This window comes from Mycobacterium sp. 48b (assembly GCF_048282725.1).
Taxonomy (GTDB): Bacteria; Actinomycetota; Actinomycetes; order Mycobacteriales; family Mycobacteriaceae; genus Mycobacterium.
The window spans coordinates 6,785,510-6,805,635 of the sequence record NZ_JBLVUL010000001.1; the positions used below are offsets into that span (position 1 = coordinate 6,785,510).

General features: G+C 66.3%; 19 protein-coding genes. 12 read left to right on the top strand and 7 right to left on the bottom strand.

From position 1 onward, the window contains the following. Positions 1-29: 29 nt before the first annotated feature. On the bottom strand, positions 30-2,576 hold the full coding sequence (clpB, locus tag ACNQR1_RS33300; RefSeq protein WP_418049771.1) for an ATP-dependent chaperone ClpB: 2,547 nt from the start codon (positions 2,574-2,576) through the stop codon (positions 30-32). A gap of 935 nt (positions 2,577-3,511) precedes the next feature. Between clpB and ACNQR1_RS33305 the strand changes: the two genes are divergently transcribed. The 7 genes from ACNQR1_RS33305 to ACNQR1_RS33335 all read left to right on the top strand — a co-directional run bounded on the left by ACNQR1_RS33305 (position 3,512) and on the right by ACNQR1_RS33335 (position 7,994). Continuing rightward, positions 3,512-3,880 carry a nucleotide disphospho-sugar-binding domain-containing protein gene (locus ACNQR1_RS33305; protein WP_418049772.1) on the top strand — a complete coding sequence of 123 codons (369 nt, stop codon included), beginning with the start codon at positions 3,512-3,514 and terminating at the stop codon, positions 3,878-3,880. Between the two features lie 19 nt (positions 3,881-3,899). After that, a complete protein-coding gene (locus ACNQR1_RS33310; protein ID WP_418049773.1) occupies positions 3,900-4,568 on the top strand; it encodes a GAP family protein in 669 nt (222 codons plus the stop codon). A gap of 37 nt (positions 4,569-4,605) precedes the next feature. After that, positions 4,606-5,229 (top strand): hypothetical protein, encoded by a 624-nt coding sequence (locus ACNQR1_RS33315; protein WP_418049774.1) that lies wholly within the window; start codon positions 4,606-4,608, stop codon positions 5,227-5,229. Between the two features lie 129 nt (positions 5,230-5,358). Further along, positions 5,359-5,676, top strand: a complete 318-nt coding sequence (locus ACNQR1_RS33320; protein ID WP_418049775.1) for an ESX-1 secretion-associated protein — start codon at positions 5,359-5,361, stop codon at positions 5,674-5,676. Between the two features lie 99 nt (positions 5,677-5,775). After that, positions 5,776-6,363 carry a hypothetical protein gene (locus ACNQR1_RS33325; protein ID WP_418049776.1) on the top strand — a complete coding sequence of 196 codons (588 nt, stop codon included), beginning with the start codon at positions 5,776-5,778 and terminating at the stop codon, positions 6,361-6,363. A gap of 25 nt (positions 6,364-6,388) precedes the next feature. After that, a complete protein-coding gene (locus ACNQR1_RS33330) occupies positions 6,389-7,189 on the top strand; it encodes a DUF2510 domain-containing protein (RefSeq protein WP_418049777.1) in 801 nt (266 codons plus the stop codon). 85 nt (positions 7,190-7,274) lie between these two features. Beyond that, positions 7,275-7,994 carry an EspA/EspE family type VII secretion system effector gene (locus tag ACNQR1_RS33335; RefSeq protein ID WP_418049778.1) on the top strand — a complete coding sequence of 240 codons (720 nt, stop codon included), beginning with the start codon at positions 7,275-7,277 and terminating at the stop codon, positions 7,992-7,994. 16 nt (positions 7,995-8,010) lie between these two features. Here the strand turns inward: ACNQR1_RS33335 and ACNQR1_RS33340 are convergent, their stop codons facing one another. After that, positions 8,011-8,640, bottom strand: coding sequence for a TetR family transcriptional regulator (locus tag ACNQR1_RS33340; protein WP_418049779.1), 630 nt, complete (start codon positions 8,638-8,640; stop codon positions 8,011-8,013). Between the two features lie 100 nt (positions 8,641-8,740). Here ACNQR1_RS33340 and ACNQR1_RS33345 point away from each other — a divergent pair, with 100 nt between their 5' ends. From ACNQR1_RS33345 to ACNQR1_RS33355, 3 genes are read left to right on the top strand one after another with little or no spacing between them, the layout of a single operon-like run. Next, positions 8,741-9,775, top strand: coding sequence for an ABC transporter permease (locus ACNQR1_RS33345; RefSeq protein ID WP_418049780.1), 1,035 nt, complete (start codon positions 8,741-8,743; stop codon positions 9,773-9,775). Then, positions 9,762-10,928, top strand: a complete 1,167-nt coding sequence (locus ACNQR1_RS33350) for an FAD-binding oxidoreductase (RefSeq protein ID WP_418049781.1) — start codon at positions 9,762-9,764, stop codon at positions 10,926-10,928. Before ACNQR1_RS33345 ends, ACNQR1_RS33350 begins: the two co-directional genes overlap by 14 nt. 18 nt (positions 10,929-10,946) lie before the next feature. After that, complete coding sequence (locus ACNQR1_RS33355) at positions 10,947-11,849, top strand: aldose 1-epimerase (RefSeq protein WP_418049782.1); 903 nt, start codon at positions 10,947-10,949, stop codon at positions 11,847-11,849. A 68-nt stretch (positions 11,850-11,917) separates the two neighbouring features. On the opposite strand, the gene ACNQR1_RS33360 is transcribed toward ACNQR1_RS33355, so the two are convergent. The 4 genes from ACNQR1_RS33360 to dnaK are packed head-to-tail and all read right to left on the bottom strand — an operon-like array spanning position 11,918 to position 15,975. Continuing rightward, entirely contained in the window at positions 11,918-12,304 is a 387-nt protein-coding gene (locus tag ACNQR1_RS33360) for a heat shock protein transcriptional repressor HspR (RefSeq protein ID WP_418049783.1), read from the bottom strand. Next, positions 12,301-13,467 carry a molecular chaperone DnaJ gene (gene dnaJ / locus ACNQR1_RS33365; RefSeq protein WP_418049784.1) on the bottom strand — a complete coding sequence of 389 codons (1,167 nt, stop codon included), beginning with the start codon at positions 13,465-13,467 and terminating at the stop codon, positions 12,301-12,303. The genes ACNQR1_RS33360 and dnaJ overlap by 4 nt, the downstream gene beginning before the upstream one ends. 40 nt (positions 13,468-13,507) lie before the next feature. Beyond that, a complete protein-coding gene (gene grpE / locus ACNQR1_RS33370; protein WP_418049785.1) occupies positions 13,508-14,119 on the bottom strand; it encodes a nucleotide exchange factor GrpE in 612 nt (203 codons plus the stop codon). Continuing rightward, a complete protein-coding gene (dnaK, locus tag ACNQR1_RS33375) occupies positions 14,116-15,975 on the bottom strand; it encodes a molecular chaperone DnaK (protein ID WP_418049786.1) in 1,860 nt (619 codons plus the stop codon). Before dnaK ends, grpE begins: the two co-directional genes overlap by 4 nt. Before the next feature lie 384 nt (positions 15,976-16,359). On the opposite strand from dnaK, the gene ACNQR1_RS33380 reads away from it, so the two are divergent. Both ACNQR1_RS33380 and ACNQR1_RS33385 read left to right on the top strand, forming a co-directional pair. After that, positions 16,360-17,184 carry an Abi-alpha family protein gene (locus ACNQR1_RS33380; RefSeq protein ID WP_418049787.1) on the top strand — a complete coding sequence of 275 codons (825 nt, stop codon included), beginning with the start codon at positions 16,360-16,362 and terminating at the stop codon, positions 17,182-17,184. 4 nt (positions 17,185-17,188) lie between these two features. Beyond that, on the top strand, positions 17,189-18,496 hold the full coding sequence (locus ACNQR1_RS33385; RefSeq protein WP_418049788.1) for a DUF445 domain-containing protein: 1,308 nt from the start codon (positions 17,189-17,191) through the stop codon (positions 18,494-18,496). A 16-nt stretch (positions 18,497-18,512) separates the two neighbouring features. Here the strand turns inward: ACNQR1_RS33385 and ACNQR1_RS33390 are convergent, their stop codons facing one another. Continuing rightward, positions 18,513-19,892 carry an L-serine ammonia-lyase gene (locus tag ACNQR1_RS33390; protein WP_418049789.1) on the bottom strand — a complete coding sequence of 460 codons (1,380 nt, stop codon included), beginning with the start codon at positions 19,890-19,892 and terminating at the stop codon, positions 18,513-18,515. Positions 19,893-20,126: the final 234 nt, after the last annotated feature.

The following is a 20,126-nucleotide window of genomic DNA, read 5'->3' on the forward strand; positions in this document are numbered from 1 at the left end:
CAGTTCCAATGCCTTTCGGCCGGGTCGGGTCAGCCCAGGATCAGGCCTTCGCCGTCCGCGCTGACGTTGACCGGCACGACGTCACCGTCGTGCACCTCGCCGGCCAGCAGCATCTTGGCCAACTGGTCACCGATGGCCTGCTGCACCAGGCGGCGCAACGGGCGGGCACCGTAGAGCGGGTCGAAACCACGCTCGGCCAACCATGTCTTGGCAGGCAGCGACACCTCGAGGGTGAGCCGGCGCTGCGCCAGCCGCTTCTGCAGCTGTTGCAGCTGGATATCAACGATCGACACCAGCTCCTCGGGGTTGAGCGCGTCGAACAGGATCACGTCGTCGAGCCGGTTGATGAACTCCGGCTTGAACGCCGCCCGCACCGCGGCCATCACCTGCTCCTCGGTGCCACCGGCACCCAGGTTGGAGGTCAGGATCAGGATCGTGTTGCGGAAGTCGACCGTCCGGCCCTGGCCGTCGGTCAACCGGCCCTCGTCGAGCACCTGCAGCAGCACGTCGAACACGTCCGGGTGCGCCTTCTCGATCTCGTCGAACAGCACCACCGTGTAGGGACGCCGCCGCACGGCCTCGGTCAGCTGACCACCCTGGTCGTAACCGATGTACCCCGGAGGCGCACCGACCAGCCGAGCCACCGAGTGCTTCTCGCCGTACTCGCTCATGTCGATGCGGACCATCGCGCGCTCGTCGTCGAACAGGAACTCCGCCAACGCTTTTGCGAGCTCGGTCTTACCGACACCGGTCGGGCCCAGGAACATGAACGAACCCGTCGGCCGGTTGGGGTCGGCCACCCCGGCCCGGCTGCGGCGCACCGCATCCGACACCGCGGTCACCGCCGCCTTCTGGCCGATGACGCGCTTGCCCAGCTCCTCCTCCATGCGCAGTAGCTTGGCGGTCTCGCCTTCGAGCATTCGGCCGGCGGGAATGCCGGTCCACGCCTCGACCACATCGGCTATGTCGTCGGGGCCGACCTCCTCCTTGAGCATCACGTTTTCGCGAGCCTCGGCCACGGGCAGTGCGGCGTCGAGCTTCTTCTCGACCTCGGGGATGCGTCCGTAACGCAGCTCGGCAGCCTTGGCGAGGTCGCCGTCGCGTTCGGCTCGGTCGGCCTCACCGCGCAGCGTGTCCAGCTGCTCCTTGAACTCGCGGACGACGTCGATGGCGCCCTTCTCGTTCTGCCAACGGGTCGTCAGCTCGGCCAGTTTCTCCTTGTAGTCGGCCAATTCACCGCGCAGCTTCTCGAGCCGGTCCTTCGACGCGTCGTCCTCTTCTTTGGACAGCGCCATCTCCTCGATCTCGAGGCGGCGGACCAGCCGCTCGACCTCGTCGATCTCGACGGGCCGGGAATCGATCTCCATGCGCAGCCGGGAAGCGGCCTCGTCGACCAGGTCGATGGCCTTGTCCGGCAGGAACCGGCTGGTGATGTAGCGGTCGCTCAACGTGGCCGCCGCGACCAGCGCGGAGTCGGTGATGCGCACGCCGTGGTGCACCTCGTAGCGATCCTTGAGCCCGCGCAGGATGCCGACGGTGTCCTCGACAGACGGCTCGCCGACCAGCACCTGCTGGAAGCGACGCTCCAGAGCGGCGTCCTTCTCGATGTACTTGCGGTACTCCTCGAGGGTGGTGGCGCCGACCAGTCGCAGCTCACCGCGGGCCAGCATGGGCTTGATCATGTTGCCCGCGTCCATCGCCGACTCGCCGGTGGCACCGGCGCCCACGATGGTGTGCAGCTCGTCGATGAACGTGATGACCTGACCGGCCGAGTTCTTGATGTCGTCGAGGACAGCCTTGAGGCGTTCCTCGAACTCACCGCGATACTTGGCACCGGCCACCATGGACCCGAGGTCCAAGCTGATGACGGTCTTGTCCCGCAGGCTTTCCGGCACATCACCGGCGACGATGCGCTGGGCCAGGCCCTCGACGATCGCGGTCTTGCCGACGCCGGGCTCGCCGATGAGCACCGGGTTGTTCTTGGTGCGGCGGCTCAGAACCTGTACGACACGACGGATCTCGGTGTCACGGCCGATGACCGGATCGAGCTTGCCCTCACGCGCCGCAGCCGTCAGGTCGGTGGAGTACTTCTCCAGCGCCTGGTAGCTGCCCTCGGGGTCCGCGCTGGTCACCCGGGCACTGCCGCGCACCTTCACGAATGCCTCACGCAGCGCCTGCGGCGAAGCGCCGTGATTGGTCAGAAGCTTGGCGACCTCGGAGCTCCCGGTGGCCAGGCCGACCATCAGGTGCTCGGTGGACACATACTCGTCGTCCATCTCGGTCGCGAGGTGCTGCGCCGTGGTGATCGCGGTGATCGACTCGGGCGACAGCTGCGGTTGCGAACTCGAGCCGCTCGCGCTCGGCAGGCGGCCGATGATGCGCTCGGCCTCCGCACGGATCGTCGCGGGCTCGACTCCGACCGCCTCCAGCAGTGGTGCGGCGATACCGTCGTTCTGCGTCAGCAACGCCATCAACAAATGGGCGGGTGTGATCTGTGGATTGCCTGCGGCGGTGGCCGCCTGCAACGCCGAGGTCAGCGCCGCCTGGGTCTTCGTGGTCGGGTTGAACGAGTCCACGACACCTCCCCTTCTATGTCTGTCCACGGCCTAATCGGCTACGTGGAAAATGCTTGTCGCGATGTACAACGTAGTCAAGGTTGAGTCTGTTCCGCTCAACTTTAAAAATTTTTGCCGGGCAGACTCGACAACGTGCACATCGCAGTGGTCGCCGCGTCCGCCCCCAGCCACATGTACCCGCATCTGGCCGTGGTCACCGAGCTCATACGCCGCGGCCATCGGGTGAGTTACCTGGTCGGAGGCCATCTGGCCGGCCTGGCCACCCCGACCGGAGCCGACGTCATCGCCTGCACCTCGGTACTGCCGGGAGCGCCCGGGGCACCCGAGTCCTTCGCCGAAGCCGACCCGGTGGCCGGCATGCGGATGTTCTTCGACGAGGCCGTCCACGTCCTGCCTCAGGTCCACGCCGCCCTCGACGCCGACCGGCCCGACCTGGTGCTCTACGACATCGGCGGCATGGCGGGCCCGGTCGCCGCCGATCGCTGGGGCGTGCCCGCGGCTCAGTTGTCGCCCAGCGAGGTGGCCTGGGACGGCTATCACGACGACATGGCCGAGATCCTCGGCCCGATCCTCGGCAGTCCCAGCGGCCTGGCATACCGCCGGGCGTTCGACGACTGGCTGACCGATTCCTGCTCGGGATTGACGTTCGACGACGTGACCGGCGCACCCCGGCGGTGCCTGGTACTGATCCCGCGAGTGATGCAACGCAACTCCGAACGGGTCGGCGATCGCTACCGGTTCGTCGGACCGTGCATCGACCCGCGGCGCGAGGATCCGGTTGATTGGAGCCCGCCTGCCGGCGACGGCCCGCTGGCCCTGCTGGCGTTCGGCACCGCCTACACCGGGCGAGCCGACGTGTACCGCAACGTGATCGAGGCGCTCGACGGGCAGGCTGGCGGCTCGTACTGGCCGCAGGCCGCGCCGATGTCGGTGTGGTGCCCGACTGGGTTCAGCTGCGTGAATCCGTTCCGCAACCGGCGGTGCTGCGGCACGCCGACTGTTTCATCACCCACGCGGGCATGGGTTCGTGCACAGAGGGATTGTGGTTCGGCGTGCCGATGGTGGCGATTCCACAGGCCGTCGATCAACCGGCCAACGCTGCACGCCTGGAGACCATCGGCGCAGGCCGCCACCTGCCGGACCATCTGCCGGGCGTGGACGCGATCTGCGACGCCGCACTCGGCGTCGCAACCGATCAACAGATCCGGCTCGCCCTGGACACCATCCGGGCCGAGATCCACGCCCAGGGCGGACCGGGACATGCCGCCGACGCAGTTGAGGACATCGCGGCCGGACATTGGTGAGCGTTGCTAGGTTCTGCACATGACGGAAAGCTGGGGCTCGGTTTTTGCCGAACTCATCCCGCTGGCACTGGTGGTGGCGCTCTCGCCGCTGTCCATCATTCCGGCGGTGCTGGTCCTGCACACACCCCGCCCCCGCCCGGCCGGGCTGGCCTTCCTCGCCGGATGGTTTGTCGGCCTGGCCGCGCTGACGGCGATCTTCGTCGGCGTCTCCGGGCTGTTCGGCCGGCTCGACGAGCCGCCCACGTGGGCGTCGTGGTTGCGCATCGTGGTGGGCGTCGCGCTGATCGTCTTCGGCGTGTACCGCTTTCTCACCCGGGCGAAGTCCGAGCACAGCCCGAAGTGGATGGCCAGCCTGAGCAAGCTCACACCGGGCCGGGCAGGTGCCGCCGGCCTGGCGCTCACCGTGGTGAACCCCAAGGTGCTGTTCATCTGCATCGCAGCGGGTTTGGCGATCGGCAGCGCGGGCCTCGGTCAGCCCGGCGTGTGGGCGGCAGGTCTCTACTTCGTGGTGGCCGCGGGGTCCACGGTGGCCCTGCCGATCCTCGCGTATGCGGTGTCCGGTGAGCGCCTGGACCCCGCGCTGGCCCGGCTCAAGGAATGGATGGAACGCAACCACGCAGTCTTGGTTGCGGGAATTCTGATCGTGATCGGCCTTCTCGTGCTCTACAAGGGAATTCACGCCCTATAGGCGACGCTTTCGGCGCAGACCGGGCTACGGTATGCGCATGTCCGAATCCGGTTTCGGTGATTTCGAATTCGAGCGGAAGTTCTTTGTCCGCGAATTGCCCGCCGTTGCGGCATCGGATCCGATGCCCGCTCTGATCGTGCAGGCATATCTGTTCGCCTCCGACGGATACGCGGTGCGCGTCCGGGTACAGGGGCCCGCACCCGCCGAATTGAATGCCACCCCCGCCGAGTTGGTGGCGGCATTGGGCGAGGAATCGCTGGGAACCATGACCGCCAAAGGCCCCGCCGTCGGCGGCACCCGCTATGAGGCCGAACGCGAGCTCGATCCATTGATCGCGGCGCAGATCGTCGGCCGATCCGAACATGTCGTCGCGAAGGTTCGCTATTCGATGTGGCTGGGCGAGGACGGCTGGATCATCGACCAGTTCCTGGGACGGAACGCACCGCTATTGCTCTCCGAAGTCGAGCGCGGCGGTCCCGTGGTCGATCTCGCCATTCCCGCTTTCTGCATTTCCGAAGTCTCCGAGGATGACCGGTTCCGCAATGAGTATCTGGCGCACCGGCCATTCGGCACCTGGGCCGACGAATACCGCGGTGAGCTCGAGCGCCGCGGCCCCACCTTCGTGGATACCTTGGGGCAGAATCAGTTCGAAGGCAGTTGAGCGATCAACGACATCGCCTCGGCTGCCCGCGTTGCTGCTCGCGACCGAAATTGGTGCAAAGGTGAGCCCCAGTCGCCCGTTAGGCTCACCCACGGATAGGACGACGGCCAGGTACGCGAGGAGATGCAGATGTCCGGCGAACTGCGCGTGATTACCTCACACGTGCTCGATCTTGCGGAGCGACAGAACACCGCCGCACAACAAATTCTCGCGGCGGCCGCCGCATCTCACGGTGTCAGCACGTCGATGATGGTTAATCACGGCGTCGTCTGCTCAGCGGCCAACGCGGCCGTCGCAGCTGCAGAAGCGGCACGTGCTGCTGCCTGCTCTGGTTTGAACTCCGTGTCGACCAGCCTATCGAGCCGACTGGGGATGGCAGCGTCACGTTACGACCAATCCGACACGCAAGAGGCCGGCAAACTCGGTAAAGAGATGCATCCACGCTGAGCCTCTACCGGCCGGCAACTTCGTCAGCGGTAACGTACGAATCAAAGCCAATTGTCTCGGCTCGCGCCGGCCGTCGACCAGAATCGGGACTGCAGATACGTGACCACACACGATCCAGACGATGAGTTCTTCCACTCCGAAGACACGGGTTTGGACGCGCTTGACCTCGACACACCACCGCAACCCGAAGATGACGCGTCGGGACTCGATGCCCTGTCGGACAACTCCATCGGTGACATCCACCACGGAACCAGCCTCGATGGCGTCGATGATTTCACCAACGCCGAAGTCGAAGACGATGGGGCCGACGGTTTCGACGCGGTCGAAGACGACGCGGCTGCCGCGGACGAGGACCCGGTGCCCGTGGTCCAGGCGGTCAACCCACCCGGCACCGTCTCCGTGACGGCCTACCTCGGCGGGTCTGTCGCCCAGGTCGATCTGGATCCAAAGGTAACCACTTTGACCGAATCCCAACTCGCCGAAGAAATCCGGTTCGTGGCAGGCGTGGCGGCCAAGAAAGCTACGGCCGCCGTGCACGTCGGCGTGGTGAACATGCTCGTCGAGCAGGGCATGGATCTCCGTGACGCACGGGACTTCGTGGAGACGAACATGCCGTTCGCTACCCCGGAACAGGCCCATGAGGCCGACCTCGCGCTCATCGCACGGCACACCGAGCGCGAAGACTGACCGAGGGGCGACCATCAACGAAAGCGTGCCACCGCCCGCGCAGGCGGGGTGGTTCACCGACCCGTGGAACGTGCAGCAGATCCGGTACTTTGACGGCCGGTACTGGACAGCCCACGTGGCAGCTGGTTCGCCGCCGCAGCCGGTGACCTTGACACCGTGCCCCACCCCGCCGTTATCGGCGGCCGGTTACCCGTTCGGAGAACCGACTCTGTTCCTGCGACCCGTCGGTAGCGGTTCTCCCTCCGACCTTCGCTGCTCGGTGACGAATACGCAGGGGGAAGCGCTGGCGCTGATCAAGCCGCTAGGGGAACTCCCGCTGGTAGGTCGGGAACTGAGCAACCTGGCATTCGAGGTCGTTCGGCCCAATGGCGTCCAACTATTGCAGTTCAATCGATCCACTGGGACCGTGGGCCTGACCGGCCACCGGGTAGAGGTTCACGACCCGGAAGGCCGTGAAGCCGGCTGCCTTCGTCAGACGAGTTCATACTGGAGCTACTTCCGGACCGCCCGAATGTCAGTCAATCTCGAGTATCAGCATCAAGTCCTGGGCAGCACCAAAATACGTACCCACATCCCGCCGTTCACCACGTTGGAACTCGACGCGGCCATCAACGACGCAAACGGTGCAGAGATCGGACGGGTGCGTAGCCAGCCGAACCAATCCAGCATCACCCGCAAACTCACGAAGGCAACATTCGACTACCGACTCGACTGCAGCCATCCCACTTCCCCGCCCATATCCTCCCTGATGTTGGTCACAGCGTTTGCGCACTTTCTGTACGACCGCCTCACGTCGGTGGCACCGCTTTCTCGTTGGTCGCAGTAAGTGGACGTCGGGGCCGAAAATTGGTGCGCGTCACCGTATTGACGCGCTGTTAGGCTCACCTCAGCAAAGGGAGGGACAGACTTAGATGAGCTTTTGGAGCGCCGCGGAAAAGGTCAGCGACACCCTCGGCAACAGCAAGACCGCCGGCGAACTCGGGAATGCCAACACTCTGTGGTCCACGAAATCTCATGACGATGCCGGGGACAAGCTCGGGCTGGGTTCCGACGCGATTGGCATCGTGCAGATGTTTCTCGGCAAGTCTTTCGCAACTCCCATCATCAACGTCGGCCTGTTGGGCATCCAAGGTATGACTCTCACCTGCGGAATCGGCAGTCCGGATACTGGCGACAGGTTCGGGCAGGGCGCAGAACAATTGGGCCAAGTCCATGACACCCTGGAATCGGCGAAGCCGACCTCCGGATGGCAAGGCGACGCCTCGCGGGCCTACACAGGCCAAGACACAAAACAGCAAGATCGCGCGCGCTCGATTGCGGAGGCCGACAAGGCCTTGGAAGCAATCGTGAGTAAGCAAGCGAGCCAAATCGATCAGACGCGCTCGTTCCTCGGCACCTGCGCGACTGTTCTCGGCTATGCGATCCTGCCCGCAATGATTGCGAAGTTCTCCGGTCCGCAAGGACCGGCGGTCGCAATGGCCATCGAGATCGGCGCTGTCGCCGGCTCAGTACCTCTTGCTGCCGGACGGATGTCGATGATGTCCGCCAACGCAGCGGCGAATGCGGTCGAGGTCGGGCAGGTCATCGGGCAATACTCCAAGGTGGCCGCAAGCGCGACATTCGGCAAGTGAGCTCGTCACCGGCCCGCTACAACTCAGGCAACCCCAACTCGGCCGCATCGGCGGTGAGGTAACGGGTCACCGTCGGCGCGAGCAATCGCACGACGTCGTCACCGTCGAGCGTCGCCAGCGGCGGCACGGCCATCACATAGCGCAGCATCGCGGTGCCGACCAGGCTCGACGCCGCGAGCATCGCCCGCAGTCGCGCCTGCTCGCCGCCACCGAGCACGCCTGACACCGCGGCGAGCACGTAGTCCTGCATGAACGTCCGAAAAGCCACGTGCGCATCGGAATTCGATGTTGCCGACTGCAGCATGACCCGCATGCTGGCTGCCGTGTCCGGCGATTCCCACATCTTCAGGTAGACGCGCACCATGCGCTCGCCGATCTCCTCGGCCGGCCCTTCCAGGGCAGCGACCAGCACGTCGGGGTCCAGGATCAGCCGCAGCGACTCACGGAACAGGTCGGCCTTCGACCCGAACAGGTAGAGCACCATCGACGCGTCGACATGAGCGTCCGCAGCGATGCCCCGCAGCGTCGTCTTCTCATAGCCCTCGGCCGCAAAGCGCAGTTTGGCGGCCGCCAGCACAGCGTCGCGTGACACCGGATCACCCTGACGGCGGCCGCGCCGAGCCGAAGTTTTCCCAGGTGAAGCCATACATCGACATTATCATTTCAATGCCTGTTGAAAAACTACCCCGGGCGGCGTTACCCTCACTTCAACCGATTAATTCAACGTCGGATGAAAAGAGGGAAAGATGCTCTCGACCCAGGCCCCCACACCCGTCCGCCACGCCGCGCCCGATCACGAACCACCCGCCGCCGTGCGTGCCGCGGGCATCGTCGCCGTGCTGACCATCGCGATCGCCGTCGTCGCCATCGCGTTCGCCCTTCCCGCCTCGCGCTCCAAGCCCCATGACGTCCCGATCGGCGCGGCAGGCCCCCAGGCCGCCACCAGCCAGATCGCCGAGCGCCTCGAACAACAGGCCCCGGGCGCCTTCGCGGTGACCTACTACCCCGGCGAAGACGCCCTGCGCGAGGCGATCCTCAACCGAAACGTTTACGGCGGCATGGCCTTCGGCCCGGAAGGCCCGAAGCTGCTGACCGCCACCGGAGGCAGCCCCGCCGTCGCGCAACTGCTCACCCAGCTCGGGAACGGCATCGCTGCGAAATCCGGCGTGACGCTGCACACCGAAGACCTGGCCCCGCCCACCAGCCGGGATCCGCGCGGGACCGGACTGGCCGCCTCCGCCCTGCCCATCACCCTGGCCGGGATGCTGCCCGCAGTCGCCCTGGCGCTGGTGTTGCGACGTGAAGTGTGGACCCGCCTGATCGCCACGGTCGTGTTCGCCGCGCTCGCCGGCATCACGGTCGCGGCCCTGCTCCAGCACGTGTTCGGCTCGATCGACTCCAACTTCTGGGGCGTGGCCGCCGGCCTGACACTGGGCATCTCCGCGGCCGGCCTGTTCATGCTCGGCCTGGGCTCGCTGTTCGGCAAGGTCGGCCTGGGTGTGGGCGCGGCGCTGGCCCTGTTGCTGGGCAACCCGCTGTCGGGCCTGACGGCCGCACCCGAGATGCTGCCCGCCGGCTGGGGGCAGCTCGGCCAACTGTTGCCGCAGGGCGCCACCGCCACACTGCTGCGATCGACCGCATACTTCGGCGGCGCCGGGGCCGACAGCGCGATCATCGTGCTCAGTTGCTGGGCAATCGTCGGGCTGATGCTGGTGATCAGCGCCGCTTTGCGGCGGCCGGGAAGTTCCGCGCCTATGATGCGACGTCGTGGGACTCGATGACCGTCAAGCACTGGAGACACTCCAGAACGCTGTCGACCCCGCGCAGGGCTCCGCACCCCTGATCCGCCACTTCTACACCCAGTGGTTCGCCACCGACCTATCGGCCCGCGACCTGTTCCCTCCCGACATGGACAGCCAGCGCGACGTCTTTGCCCGCGCCCTGACCTGGCTGTTCGGGGAGTTGATCGACCAGCGCGCCGAGGAGCCGGTGGCGTTCCTGGCTCAGCTCGGCAGAGACCACCGCAAATACGGTGTGACGCAGAGTCATTACGACTCCATGCAGGAGGCGCTCTACAACGCGCTGCGCCGCCACCTCGAGCCCGAATGGGACGACCGGCTGGCCGAGGCCACCCAGGACGCCGTGGCCCTGATCATCGGGGTGATGCGCGGGGCGGCCGACGCCGAGGACTCCCCTGCCTATTGCGACGGCACCGTCATCGAGCACCACCGGGTCACCCGGGACGTGTCGGTGATCCGGCTCCAACTCGACGAGGCGCTGTTCTACCACCCGGGCCAGTACGTCACCGTGCAGGTACCGCAGTGGCCGCGCCGGTGGCGCTACCTGAGTCCGGCCGTCCCCTCCGACCGCTCGGGGGGCGTCGAGTTCCACATCCGGTCGGTCCCCGGCGGCATGGTGAGCACCGCGATCGTCGCCGAGACCAAGATCGGGGACCGCTGGCGCCTGTCCAGCCCGCACGGCGGACTGCACGTCGACCGTGACGGCGAAGACGTACTGATGGTGGCGGGCAGCACCGGGCTGGCTCCGCTGCGCAACATCATCATGGACATGACGTTGCACGGCGAGAATCCCCGCGTGCACCTGTTCTTCGGCGGTCGCTATCCGTGCGACCTGTACGACCTGAAGACGCTGTGGCACATCGCCTCGACGAACCCATGGCTTTCGGTGACCCCGGTGTCGGAGTACAGCACCGATCCCCCGTGGGCCGGTCAGTATCCGAGCGTCCAGCCGCCGCGCGGCCTGCACGTGCGCCAGACCGGCACCCTGGCCGAAGTGGTGACCAAGTACGGCAATTGGGGCGATCGTCAGATCCTCATCTGCGGTGGACCGGACATGGTCACCGCCACCAAGGCGGCCCTGGTCGAGCGAGGCGCTCCGGCCGAGCGCATCCAGCACGACCCACTGACGCGCTGAGGATGCCAGACTTGCGCCATGGCCTCGGTTCGAACAGTCACCCTGCATGACCCGTCGTCGTCGCTGACGGCCACCTATGTTCCGGCCGCCGGGATGATCTGCACCTCGCTTGCCGACGATGACGTCGAGTATCTGGGCCAGCGGCGCGGCTTGCAGGCCTACCTTTCCGACGGCAAGACGATGGGGGTCCCGATCCTCTACCCGTGGGCAAACCGCTTGAGCGCCAACCGATACCGGGTCGGGGACACGGTGGTGGATGTGTCGCCCGGCGTGAACGGAGTGCGCGCCGACGCACACGGGGCGCCGATGCACGGTGTGCTGGCCGCCAATTCGGACTGGCAGGTGATCGGGCAATCCGAAAACGTGCTCACCGCGGACCTCGACTGGGGCACCCGACCGGGCCTGCTGGCATCGTTCCCGTTCCCTCATCGCCTCACGATGGCGGTGACGCTGGAAGACCGCACCCTCACCGTGTCCACCACGGTGGCGGCAACTGCCGATCAGCCGGTGCCGCTGTGTTACGGCTACCACCCGTACGTGACGATTCCCGGTGTGCCCCGCGATCATTGGCAGTTGCACACCCCCGCCATGCGGCATCTGCTCGTGGATGACCGGGGCCTGCCCACCGGCGAATCCCGGGACTGGCCGGGCGGGGCGAGACCGCTGGGCGCTACCGAACTCGACGACGGGTTCGACAACGTCGACGCGGGTGCGGTGTTCACGCTGTCGGGCGGAAGCCACCGGGTCACGGTCACATTCGACGCGGGTTATCCCGCCGCGCAGCTGTTCGCTCCGCGCAGCGACAACGTGGTGGGCATCGAGCCGATGACCGCACCGACCGATGCCCTGATCCGGGGAAATTACAGAATGGCCGCCCCCGGAAGTCCGGAGACGGCCATCTTTTCGATCAAAGTCGGCTAACGCGCACCCCTGCTACGGCCGATGTCGCCGCCGAGCGGCTCTACTGCCGATGTCGCCGCCGAGCGGCTCTACTGCCGATGTCGCCGCCGGGCGGCTCCGGGCTGCCACAGGACCACCGCTTTCGACGCCACCGAGACGTCACGGCGCTGGTCGCTGAGTTGTTCGACCTGCTGGGTCAACTCGGAAACCCGCGTACGCAACGCATCAACCTGATTGGTCAGTTCGATGATGCGCTTGATCCCAGCCAGATTGACGCCCTCGTCCTGCGACAACCGCTGCACCTCACGGAGCAGGTCGACGTCACGCTCGGAGTAGCGGCGCCCGCCGCCGGAACTGCGCTGCGGGCTGACCAGGCCGAGCCGGTCGTATGTGCGCAGGGTCTGCGCGTGCATACCGGCCAGCTCGGCGGCCACCGAGATCAAGAACGTACGTGCTTCCTCTTTGCGCTGGCTCATATGTTGCCTGCCCATCCGGCCCGCGGATCGAATCCGCTGGCCCGCTCGGCTTTCGCATACGCCTCCAACGCGTCCGCCGCTTCACCCTCCAGGTTCGGCGGCACCGCGACCTTCACCGTGACCAGCAGGTCACCGTGGCCACCGGAGCGTTTCGGCACCCCGCGTCCGCGCACCCGAAGGATCCGGCCGTCGGAGGTGCCCTTCGGCACCCGCACACCGACCTTGCCGTCCAGAGTGGGGACGGAAAGCGTTGTCCCGAGCGCCAATTCGTGGAAGCTGACCGGGACGCTCACCGTCAGGTCGTCGCCGTCACGCCCGAACACCTTGTCCGGACGCACGTGCACGGTGACGTAGAGGTCGCCCGACGGGGCACCCCGTAGCCCGGCCTCACCCTGGCCGGCCAGCCGAATGCGCTGACCGTCCTCGACGCCCGGGGGGATCCGCACGTTGATGGTGCGGGTCCGGGTGGTGACACCGGTGCCCTGACATTCGGCACAGGGGTGCTCGATGATCGAGCCGCTGCCCCGACATTCGGTGCAGGGCTCGGAGAATCCGAACGCTCCCTGGTTGCGGTTGACCACACCCGAGCCGTTGCAGTTCGGGCACACCTTGGGGCTGGTGCCCGGCCGTGCACCGCTGCCATGGCAGTTGGTGCAGGGTGCCGGGCTGGTAAGCCGCAGCGGCATGGCCACGCCCTTGGTGGCTTCCAGGAAGGACAGCTCGGTTTCGGTTTCCAGGTCGTTGCCCCGGCGAGGCCGGCTCGGCCGCGGTTGTGCACCGCGTCCGAACAGCCCGCCGAAGAGGTCACCGATGTTGGCGCCGCCGCTCTGGCCGGCCGCGTCGAACAGGTCTCCGAGGTTGAATTCGGCTCCGTCGGAACCGAACCCGCCACTGAAGTTCCCGCCCGGGTTGAACCGACGCCCACCCCCGGCGAACAACCGGCGGGTCTCGTCATACTCCTTGCGCTTCGCGGGGTCCGACAGAACACTGTTCGCCTCGGAAACCGCCTTGAACCGCTCCGCCGCTCCCGCATCGGGATTGCGGTCGGGATGCAGTTCGGAGGCCAGTTTCCGGTAGGCCTTCTTGATCTCGTCGGCGCTGGCGTCAGAGGAGACGCCGAGTTCCTTGTAGAAGTCCTTCTCGACCCACTCGCGTTGGGCCATGCTGCGCCACCTCCTTACCTCTTCTCTCTAGTTGGATGGACTATTTGTCTGATTCTGCGGCCTGATCGCCCGCGGCGTCAGCGTTATCCGCTGCGTCGGGCACCGTGTCGACCACACCCACGAGGGCGTGCCTGACCACCTGGTCACCGATCTTGTAGCCGCGGCGCATCACGGTCCCGACGACGGGATGGGTGCCCTCGCCCTCGTGCTGCACAGCTTCGTGCAGCGACGGGTCGAACTCGTCACCCTCGTCGCCGAATGCGGAAAGACCCTGTCCTTCAAGGGCACCGACGAGCTTGTCGGCGACCGACTTGAGGGGCCCGGCCTCCAGATCACCGTGACTGCGGGCCCGGTCCAGATCGTCGAGCACACCCAGCAACTGGGTGATGACGGTGGTCTTGGCCCGGTCTGCGGTCACCTGCTGATCGCGCAGCGCCCGCTTGCGGTAGTTGTCGTACTCGGCCTTTACGCGTTGCAGCGTGGACTTGAGCTCGGCAACCTCGTCGCTGTCGCTCGCCGACTCCCCAGTAGCGGAGGCGGCCGACGCCGGCCCACTGGGGGCCGGCGCCTGCTCACGAACCTCACCGGAGTCGGGATCGATGCGCCGTTTGTCGGTGATGGTCACCGGCTCGTGCGAATCGTTCTCGCTCACTTGGTCTCCTGGTCATCGTCGACAACCTCGGCGTCCACCACGTTGTCGTCCGCGGCGCTCGCGGAGGCTCCGGCGTCAGCTCCCGAAGCCTGCTCGGCCTGGGTGGCCTCGTAGATCGCCTGGCCCAGGCCCTGCGACTCGACACCGAGCTTCTCCATGGCGTCCTTGATCGCGGAGATGTCGGAGCCTTCCAGCGCCGACTTGGCCTCGGCGATCGCGGAGTCGACCTTGGCCAAGGTGTCCTCGGGAACCTTCGATCCGCCCTCGGCCTCACGCTGCTCCTTGACGAACTTCTCCGTCTGGTAAACCAGCGACTCGGCCTGGTTGCGGACGTCGGCCTCTTCGCGACGCTTACGGTCCTCGTCAGCGTGCGCTTCGGCGTCCTTGATCATCCGGTCGATCTCTTCCTTGGACAGGCCGGAGCCTTCCTGGATCTTGATCGTGTTTTCCTTGCCGGTGCCCTTGTCCTTGGCGGTGACGTGCACGATGCCGTTGGCGTCGATGTCGAAGGTGACCTCGATCTGCGGCACGCCGCGGGGGGCCGGCGGGATACCGGTCAGCTCGAAGGAGCCGAGCAGCTTGTTGTGCGAAGCGATTTCGCGCTCACCCTGGAAGACCTGGATCTGCACCGACGGCTGGTTGTCGTCAGCGGTGGTGAAGGTCTCCGACCGCTTGGTCGGGATGGTGGTGTTGCGCTCGATCAGCTTGGTCATCACGCCGCCCTTGGTCTCGATACCGAGGGACAGCGGGGTGACGTCAAGCAGCAGAACGTCTTTCACCTCGCCCTTGAGCACACCGGCCTGCAGCGCGGCGCCCACTGCGACAACCTCGTCCGGGTTGACGCCCTTGTTGGGCTCCTTGCCTCCGGTGAGTTCCTTGACCAGGTCGGTCACGGCGGGCATACGGGTCGAGCCACCCACCAGAACCACGTGGTCGATCTCGCCGACCGAGATGCCCGCGTCCTTGATCACCGACTGGAACGGCTGACGGGTGCGGTCCAGCAGATCCTGCGTGATCTTCTGGAACTCGGCCCGGGTCAGCTGCTCGTCGAGGAACAGCGGGTTCTTGTCGGCGTCGACGGTGATGTAGGGCAGGTTGATCGAGGTGCTCTGGCTGGAGCTGAGTTCGATCTTGGCCTTCTCGGCGGCCTCACGCAGCCGCTGCATCGCCATCTTGTCCTTGGTCAGGTCGATGCCGCTGGTGGCCTTGAACTTGTCGACCAGCCAATCGACGATCCGGTCGTCCCAGTCGTCGCCACCGAGGTGGTTGTCACCGGAGGTGGCGCGCACCTCGACGACCCCGTCGCCGATCTCCAGCAGCGAGACGTCGAACGTGCCGCCACCGAGGTCGAAGACCAGGATGGTCTGTTCCTTGCTGCCCTTGTCCAGTCCGTAGGCCAGGGCGGCCGCGGTGGGCTCGTTGACGATGCGCAGGACGTTCATGCCGGCGATCTGGCCGGCTTCCTTGGTGGCCTGACGCTGTGCGTCGTTGAAGTACGCGGGCACGGTGATGACGGCGTCGGTGATGTCCTCACCGAGGTACGCCTCGGCGTCGCGCTTCAGCTTCTGCAGCGTGCGCGCGCTGATCTCCTGCGCCGTGTAGTTCTTGCCGTCGATCTCGACGGTCCAATCGGTGCCCATGTGACGCTTGACCGAACGGATGGTCCGGTCGACGTTGGTGACCGCCTGGTTCTTAGCGGGCTGTCCGACCAGCACCTCGCCGTTGCGCGCGAAAGCGACGACGGACGGGGTGGTCCGGGAACCCTCAGAGTTTGCGACGACGACGGGGTCGCCGCCTTCCAGGACCGCCACGCATGAGTTGGTGGTCCCGAGGTCGATACCGACCGCACGAGCCATGGTGTTGCCTCCTGATAGATATAGGGGTCTGAGCGGACTGCGCTCAAGCTTGCTCCGGACGAACCTAGATTGTCAACCCAGACTTGAGTCTGTCTCACTCAACTTGCTGTCGATGTGCTCAACGGGGGTTTCGGCGGATTTGTTCCCGGACCCGGCGATTTCTTTGACGACGGTTCTGATATCGCCGGTCAGGTGCTTCCTGCCGGTCAGGTAGGTCATCCGCGGCGGGCCGAAGGTCGTGGTCGCCGCCGCACTCGACCCCGCGCCGACCAGGTACCGTGCCCCATAATCAGATGCCGCCGGTCGGCTCGACCGCGGCTTGACATCCGGCTCACACCGTCGCCCCCAGGGCGCAAGCAGCCACTCGAGGGGGATCGAACGGCGATGGCAGACGAGATCACGACGACCGAACCGAACGTGCCGGAGGAGAAGCCCGCCAAGCACGGCTACCAGCGCCGAGCCTTCAGGTGGGCCACTCCGGTCGGTGACATCGCCATTGCCATCCGTACCCCGCGCAACCCCCGCCCGCTCGTGCCGAAGCGCTACGACCCGTTCGGCATCGCCGACCGCGCGCTCGATGCCGCGAAGACCAGCATGAAGCTGGCCGCCTGGGGTGAGGAACAGCTGGCCACCCTGGTGAAGAACCGGCTCGAGGCCCTCGATTCGGCATCGACGGCCAGGTCCGTGACGATCGCCACGCCCGAGGAACCCACGGCCGAATCGCTCAACAACAAGATGGACCGACTGCTTGACCGCGCCCTGGACCAGAGCACGAGCGGCAGCCAGGTCGAGCTCTACCACCGTCTGCTCGACCAGCTGGTCGCCGACGAAGCCCGGATCATCGGTGCGCTGTCGGAGGGTGCGGCTTCGCCCCTGGTCAACGTCTACACCTGGACACGAGCCCGGACGCCGGGGCAGGCGGTGCTGGAGAACGCCTGTCTGATCGGTCGCACCGCCAACGTGGCGCTGCCCGCCATGGTCCCGCAGTACGTCGGCCATCTGCTGTCGCTGGGGCTGGTCGAGACCGGGCCGGAGGATCCGTCGCAGAAGGCGGAGTACGAGGTGCTCATGGCGGAGCCCATGGTGTTGCGGGCGATCAAGAGTGCATCGCGCGGGCCGCTCACCGCCCGGGTGGACAAGCTGACCTTGACGCTGTCAGGCCTGGGTCGCGGCCTGTGGGAGGCCGCGGTGCAACGGGACGGTTCGTAACCGCATGAGCGGCAGCGAGACATTTCTCGCGATCCAGACCTGGCAGGAGATCAAGGCAGATTTCGGCGTCAATTGGCTGATTTATCTGTCCATGCCCTTTGTCGCCGCCTTCGTCGGGTGGAGCACCAAGATCGTCGCGCTGGAGATGCTGTACCGGCCGATGGAGTTCAAGGGCATCGGCCTGCTCGGTTGGCAGGGCATCGTGCCCCGCCGCGCGGGCAAGGTGGGATCCAAGACCATCGAGTTGCTCACCCAGAACCTTCTGAAACCCGAAGAGCTGCTGGCGAAGGTCGACGCCAGAGAAGCCGTCGACACCTTGCGAGAGCCGCTGACCCAGGCCGTCGACGAGATCTCCCGCGACATCGCCGAGCAGATCCGCCCCGGGCTGTGGGATTCGCTGCCCGACGCAGCGCGCAAAGCGATCATGGTGCGCGTCCACGACCAGACGCCGAAGATCGTCGAGAAGATGCTCAACGAGATGCGGTCGGACCTCAACCGGTTCGTCGACATCCAGTACCTGGCGGTCACGACGCTGGTCCGGAACAAGGACAAGCTCAACAAACTGATGCGCGGGCTCGGCGACAACGCGATGGCCTTCGTCCGTCGCAGCGGAATCTACTTCGGGCTCGCGATCGGCCTGGTCCAGATGGTCGCGTGGGCGCTGTTCCAGAATCCGTGGATCATGCCGGCCTTCGGCTTCGGCGTCGGCCTCATCAGTGACTACATCGCGCTCAACATGTTGTTCCGGCCGGTGCGGCCGACGAAATACCTCGGCTTCATCCCGTTCCAGGGATTGCTGCACGCCGAGCGCGACAAGATCACGGCGGACTACGCGCGGATCCTGGCCCAGGACTTGTTCTCCCCCGAGATCCTGTTCGACGGCGTGCTGCGCGGCCCGGGCTCCGACAAGCTGTTCTCGTTGATCGGCAAGGAGGTCGAAGCCGCCATCGATGCGCAGACCGGTATCGCGACCCCGCTGGTCAAGTTCGCCGTCGGCACCCAGCGGTACAACGCCTTCAAGGACAACATGGTGAAGATGGTGCTCGAGCGGCTGCCCACGACGCTGGTCGAGGCCCAGGACTACGCCATGAACGCGCTGGACCTCGAAACGACGATCATCGACAAGATGGGGCAACTCACCAACGAGGAATACGAGTCGATCCTGCGGCCGGTGTTCAAGGATGACGAGCCCACGATGATCGCGGTCGGCGCGATCCTCGGCGGCGTCGTCGGCGAAATCCAGGTGCAGGTCATCGAGCACTTCGGCCACAGCCCCGAGGTTGTCGCGCTGGGCGCACTCCTTCATCACTAGCCGGGGGCCGTACCCCTCAGCATTCGACGACGTTGACCGCGACGGCGAGCCCGCCGGTGGAGGTCTCCTTGTATTTGGCGCTCATGTCCATGCCCGTGGCCCGCATGGTCTCGATGACCTGGTCCAGGCTCACCCGGTGCGTGCCGTCACCCCGCAGCGCCATGCGGGCCGCGTTGATCGCCTTACCCGCCGAGATGGCGTTGCGTTCGATGCACGGGATCTGCACCAGCCCGCCGATCGGATCGCAAGTCAGGCCGAGGCTGTGCTCCATCGCGATCTCGGCGGCATTCTCCACCTGTTGCGGTGTGCCACCCAGGATTTCGGCCAGTCCCCCGGCAGCCATCGATGCCGCGGAACCGACCTCACCCTGGCAGCCGACCTCGGCACCCGAGATCGAGGCCCGCTCCTTATACAGCGATCCGATGGCTCCGGCGGTGAGCAGGAAGCGGACGGTGGTGTCGTCCGGATCGGCGATGCCGGGCTTGGTGTAGCGCAACGCGTAGTGCAGGACAGCCGGAATGATCCCGGCCGCACCGTTGGTCGGTGCGGTCACGATCCGGCCGCCCGACGCGTTCTCCTCGTTGACCGCGAGCGCCACCAGGTTCACCCAGTCCTCGGCGAAGGCCGGATCACGCTGCGGGTCTTCGGCATCGAGCCGCACGAACCAGTCCCTGGCGCGACGGCGGACCTGCAGGTTGCCGGGTAGATAGCCGTCGCGGGACATCCCGTTGTCCTGGCAGGCGACCATGACGTCGCGGATGTGCAGAAGGCGCGCCCGCACCTCGGCTTCGCTTCGGGCCACGCATTCCTGCCGCATCATCGCCTGGCTGACCGACAGCGCGTCCCGCTCGGTCAGGGCCAGCAGCTCGGCGGCCGAGCGGAAGGTTTCGTCGGCCGCTGCTGCCGGCGTCCCGCGCCGGTCCGGCGAGGTTTCCGTGACAACGAAGCCGCCTCCGACCGAGAAGTACGTCTCGCGGTAGAGCGGGTCGCCACCGGCCGAGAATGCGGTCAGTGTCATGGCATTCGGGTGCCGGTCGAGCCTGCGGCCCGGTTGCAGACGCATGCCGGATTCGGTCAGCGCGATGACGGTGCGGCCGGCCAACCGGATCTTCCCGTCGGCCCTGATGGTCGCCAGCCGACGTTCTATCTCGTCGGTCTCGATCGTCTCGGGCCGGTAGCCCTCGAGACCGAGCAGGATGGCCGGCATGGTGCCGTGCCCGGCACCGGTGGCCGCCAGCGAGCCGAACAGATCCACCTCGACCTCGGCGATGTGGTCGATCATGTCGCGACCGACCAGTTCGTCGACGAACATGCCTGCGGCCCGCATCGGACCGACGGTGTGCGAGCTCGAGGGGCCGATGCCCACCGAGAACAGGTCGAACACGCTGACCGACATGACTACATCCCCGGGTGGAGCGGGAACCGCTGGGCCTGCACGCGGCGGAATTGGCGGTCAGGAGAAGCGTTGTCGTCGTCGACGATGGCGGTGCACTCAGGCATGAGGTGACTCCGGTTTCGGGCATCGCGGTCACGCGATGCGTCGTTGGTGACACCTCCCCGCTCTGTCCTGAAACCTGAGAGCTTTAGCGCGTCGCGCGCCTTTCCCCTTCGGTAAGCGCGACACACGCGA

Bases quoted from the DNA above. Each gene is read 5' to 3' on its own strand.
- ACNQR1_RS33310 (WP_418049773.1), top strand. From the start codon at position 3,900: ATGACGGAAAGCTGGGGCTCGGTTTTTGCCGAACTCATCCCGCTGGCA.
- ACNQR1_RS33315 (WP_418049774.1), top strand. From the start codon at position 4,606: ATGTCCGAATCCGGTTTCGGTGATTTCGAATTCGAGCGGAAGTTCTTT.
- ACNQR1_RS33320 (WP_418049775.1), top strand. From the start codon at position 5,359: ATGTCCGGCGAACTGCGCGTGATTACCTCACACGTGCTCGATCTTGCG.
- ACNQR1_RS33335 (WP_418049778.1), top strand. From the start codon at position 7,275: ATGAGCTTTTGGAGCGCCGCGGAAAAGGTCAGCGACACCCTCGGCAAC.
- ACNQR1_RS33340 (WP_418049779.1), bottom strand. From the start codon at position 8,640: ATGGCTTCACCTGGGAAAACTTCGGCTCGGCGCGGCCGCCGTCAGGGT.
- ACNQR1_RS33345 (WP_418049780.1), top strand. From the start codon at position 8,741: ATGCTCTCGACCCAGGCCCCCACACCCGTCCGCCACGCCGCGCCCGAT.
- ACNQR1_RS33355 (WP_418049782.1), top strand. From the start codon at position 10,947: ATGGCCTCGGTTCGAACAGTCACCCTGCATGACCCGTCGTCGTCGCTG.
- ACNQR1_RS33360 (WP_418049783.1), bottom strand. From the start codon at position 12,304: ATGAGCCAGCGCAAAGAGGAAGCACGTACGTTCTTGATCTCGGTGGCC.
- dnaJ (WP_418049784.1), bottom strand. From the start codon at position 13,467: ATGGCCCAACGCGAGTGGGTCGAGAAGGACTTCTACAAGGAACTCGGC.
- dnaK (WP_418049786.1), bottom strand. From the start codon at position 15,975: ATGGCTCGTGCGGTCGGTATCGACCTCGGGACCACCAACTCATGCGTG.
- ACNQR1_RS33380 (WP_418049787.1), top strand. From the start codon at position 16,360: ATGGCAGACGAGATCACGACGACCGAACCGAACGTGCCGGAGGAGAAG.
- ACNQR1_RS33385 (WP_418049788.1), top strand. From the start codon at position 17,189: ATGAGCGGCAGCGAGACATTTCTCGCGATCCAGACCTGGCAGGAGATC.
- ACNQR1_RS33390 (WP_418049789.1), bottom strand. From the start codon at position 19,892: ATGTCGGTCAGCGTGTTCGACCTGTTCTCGGTGGGCATCGGCCCCTCG.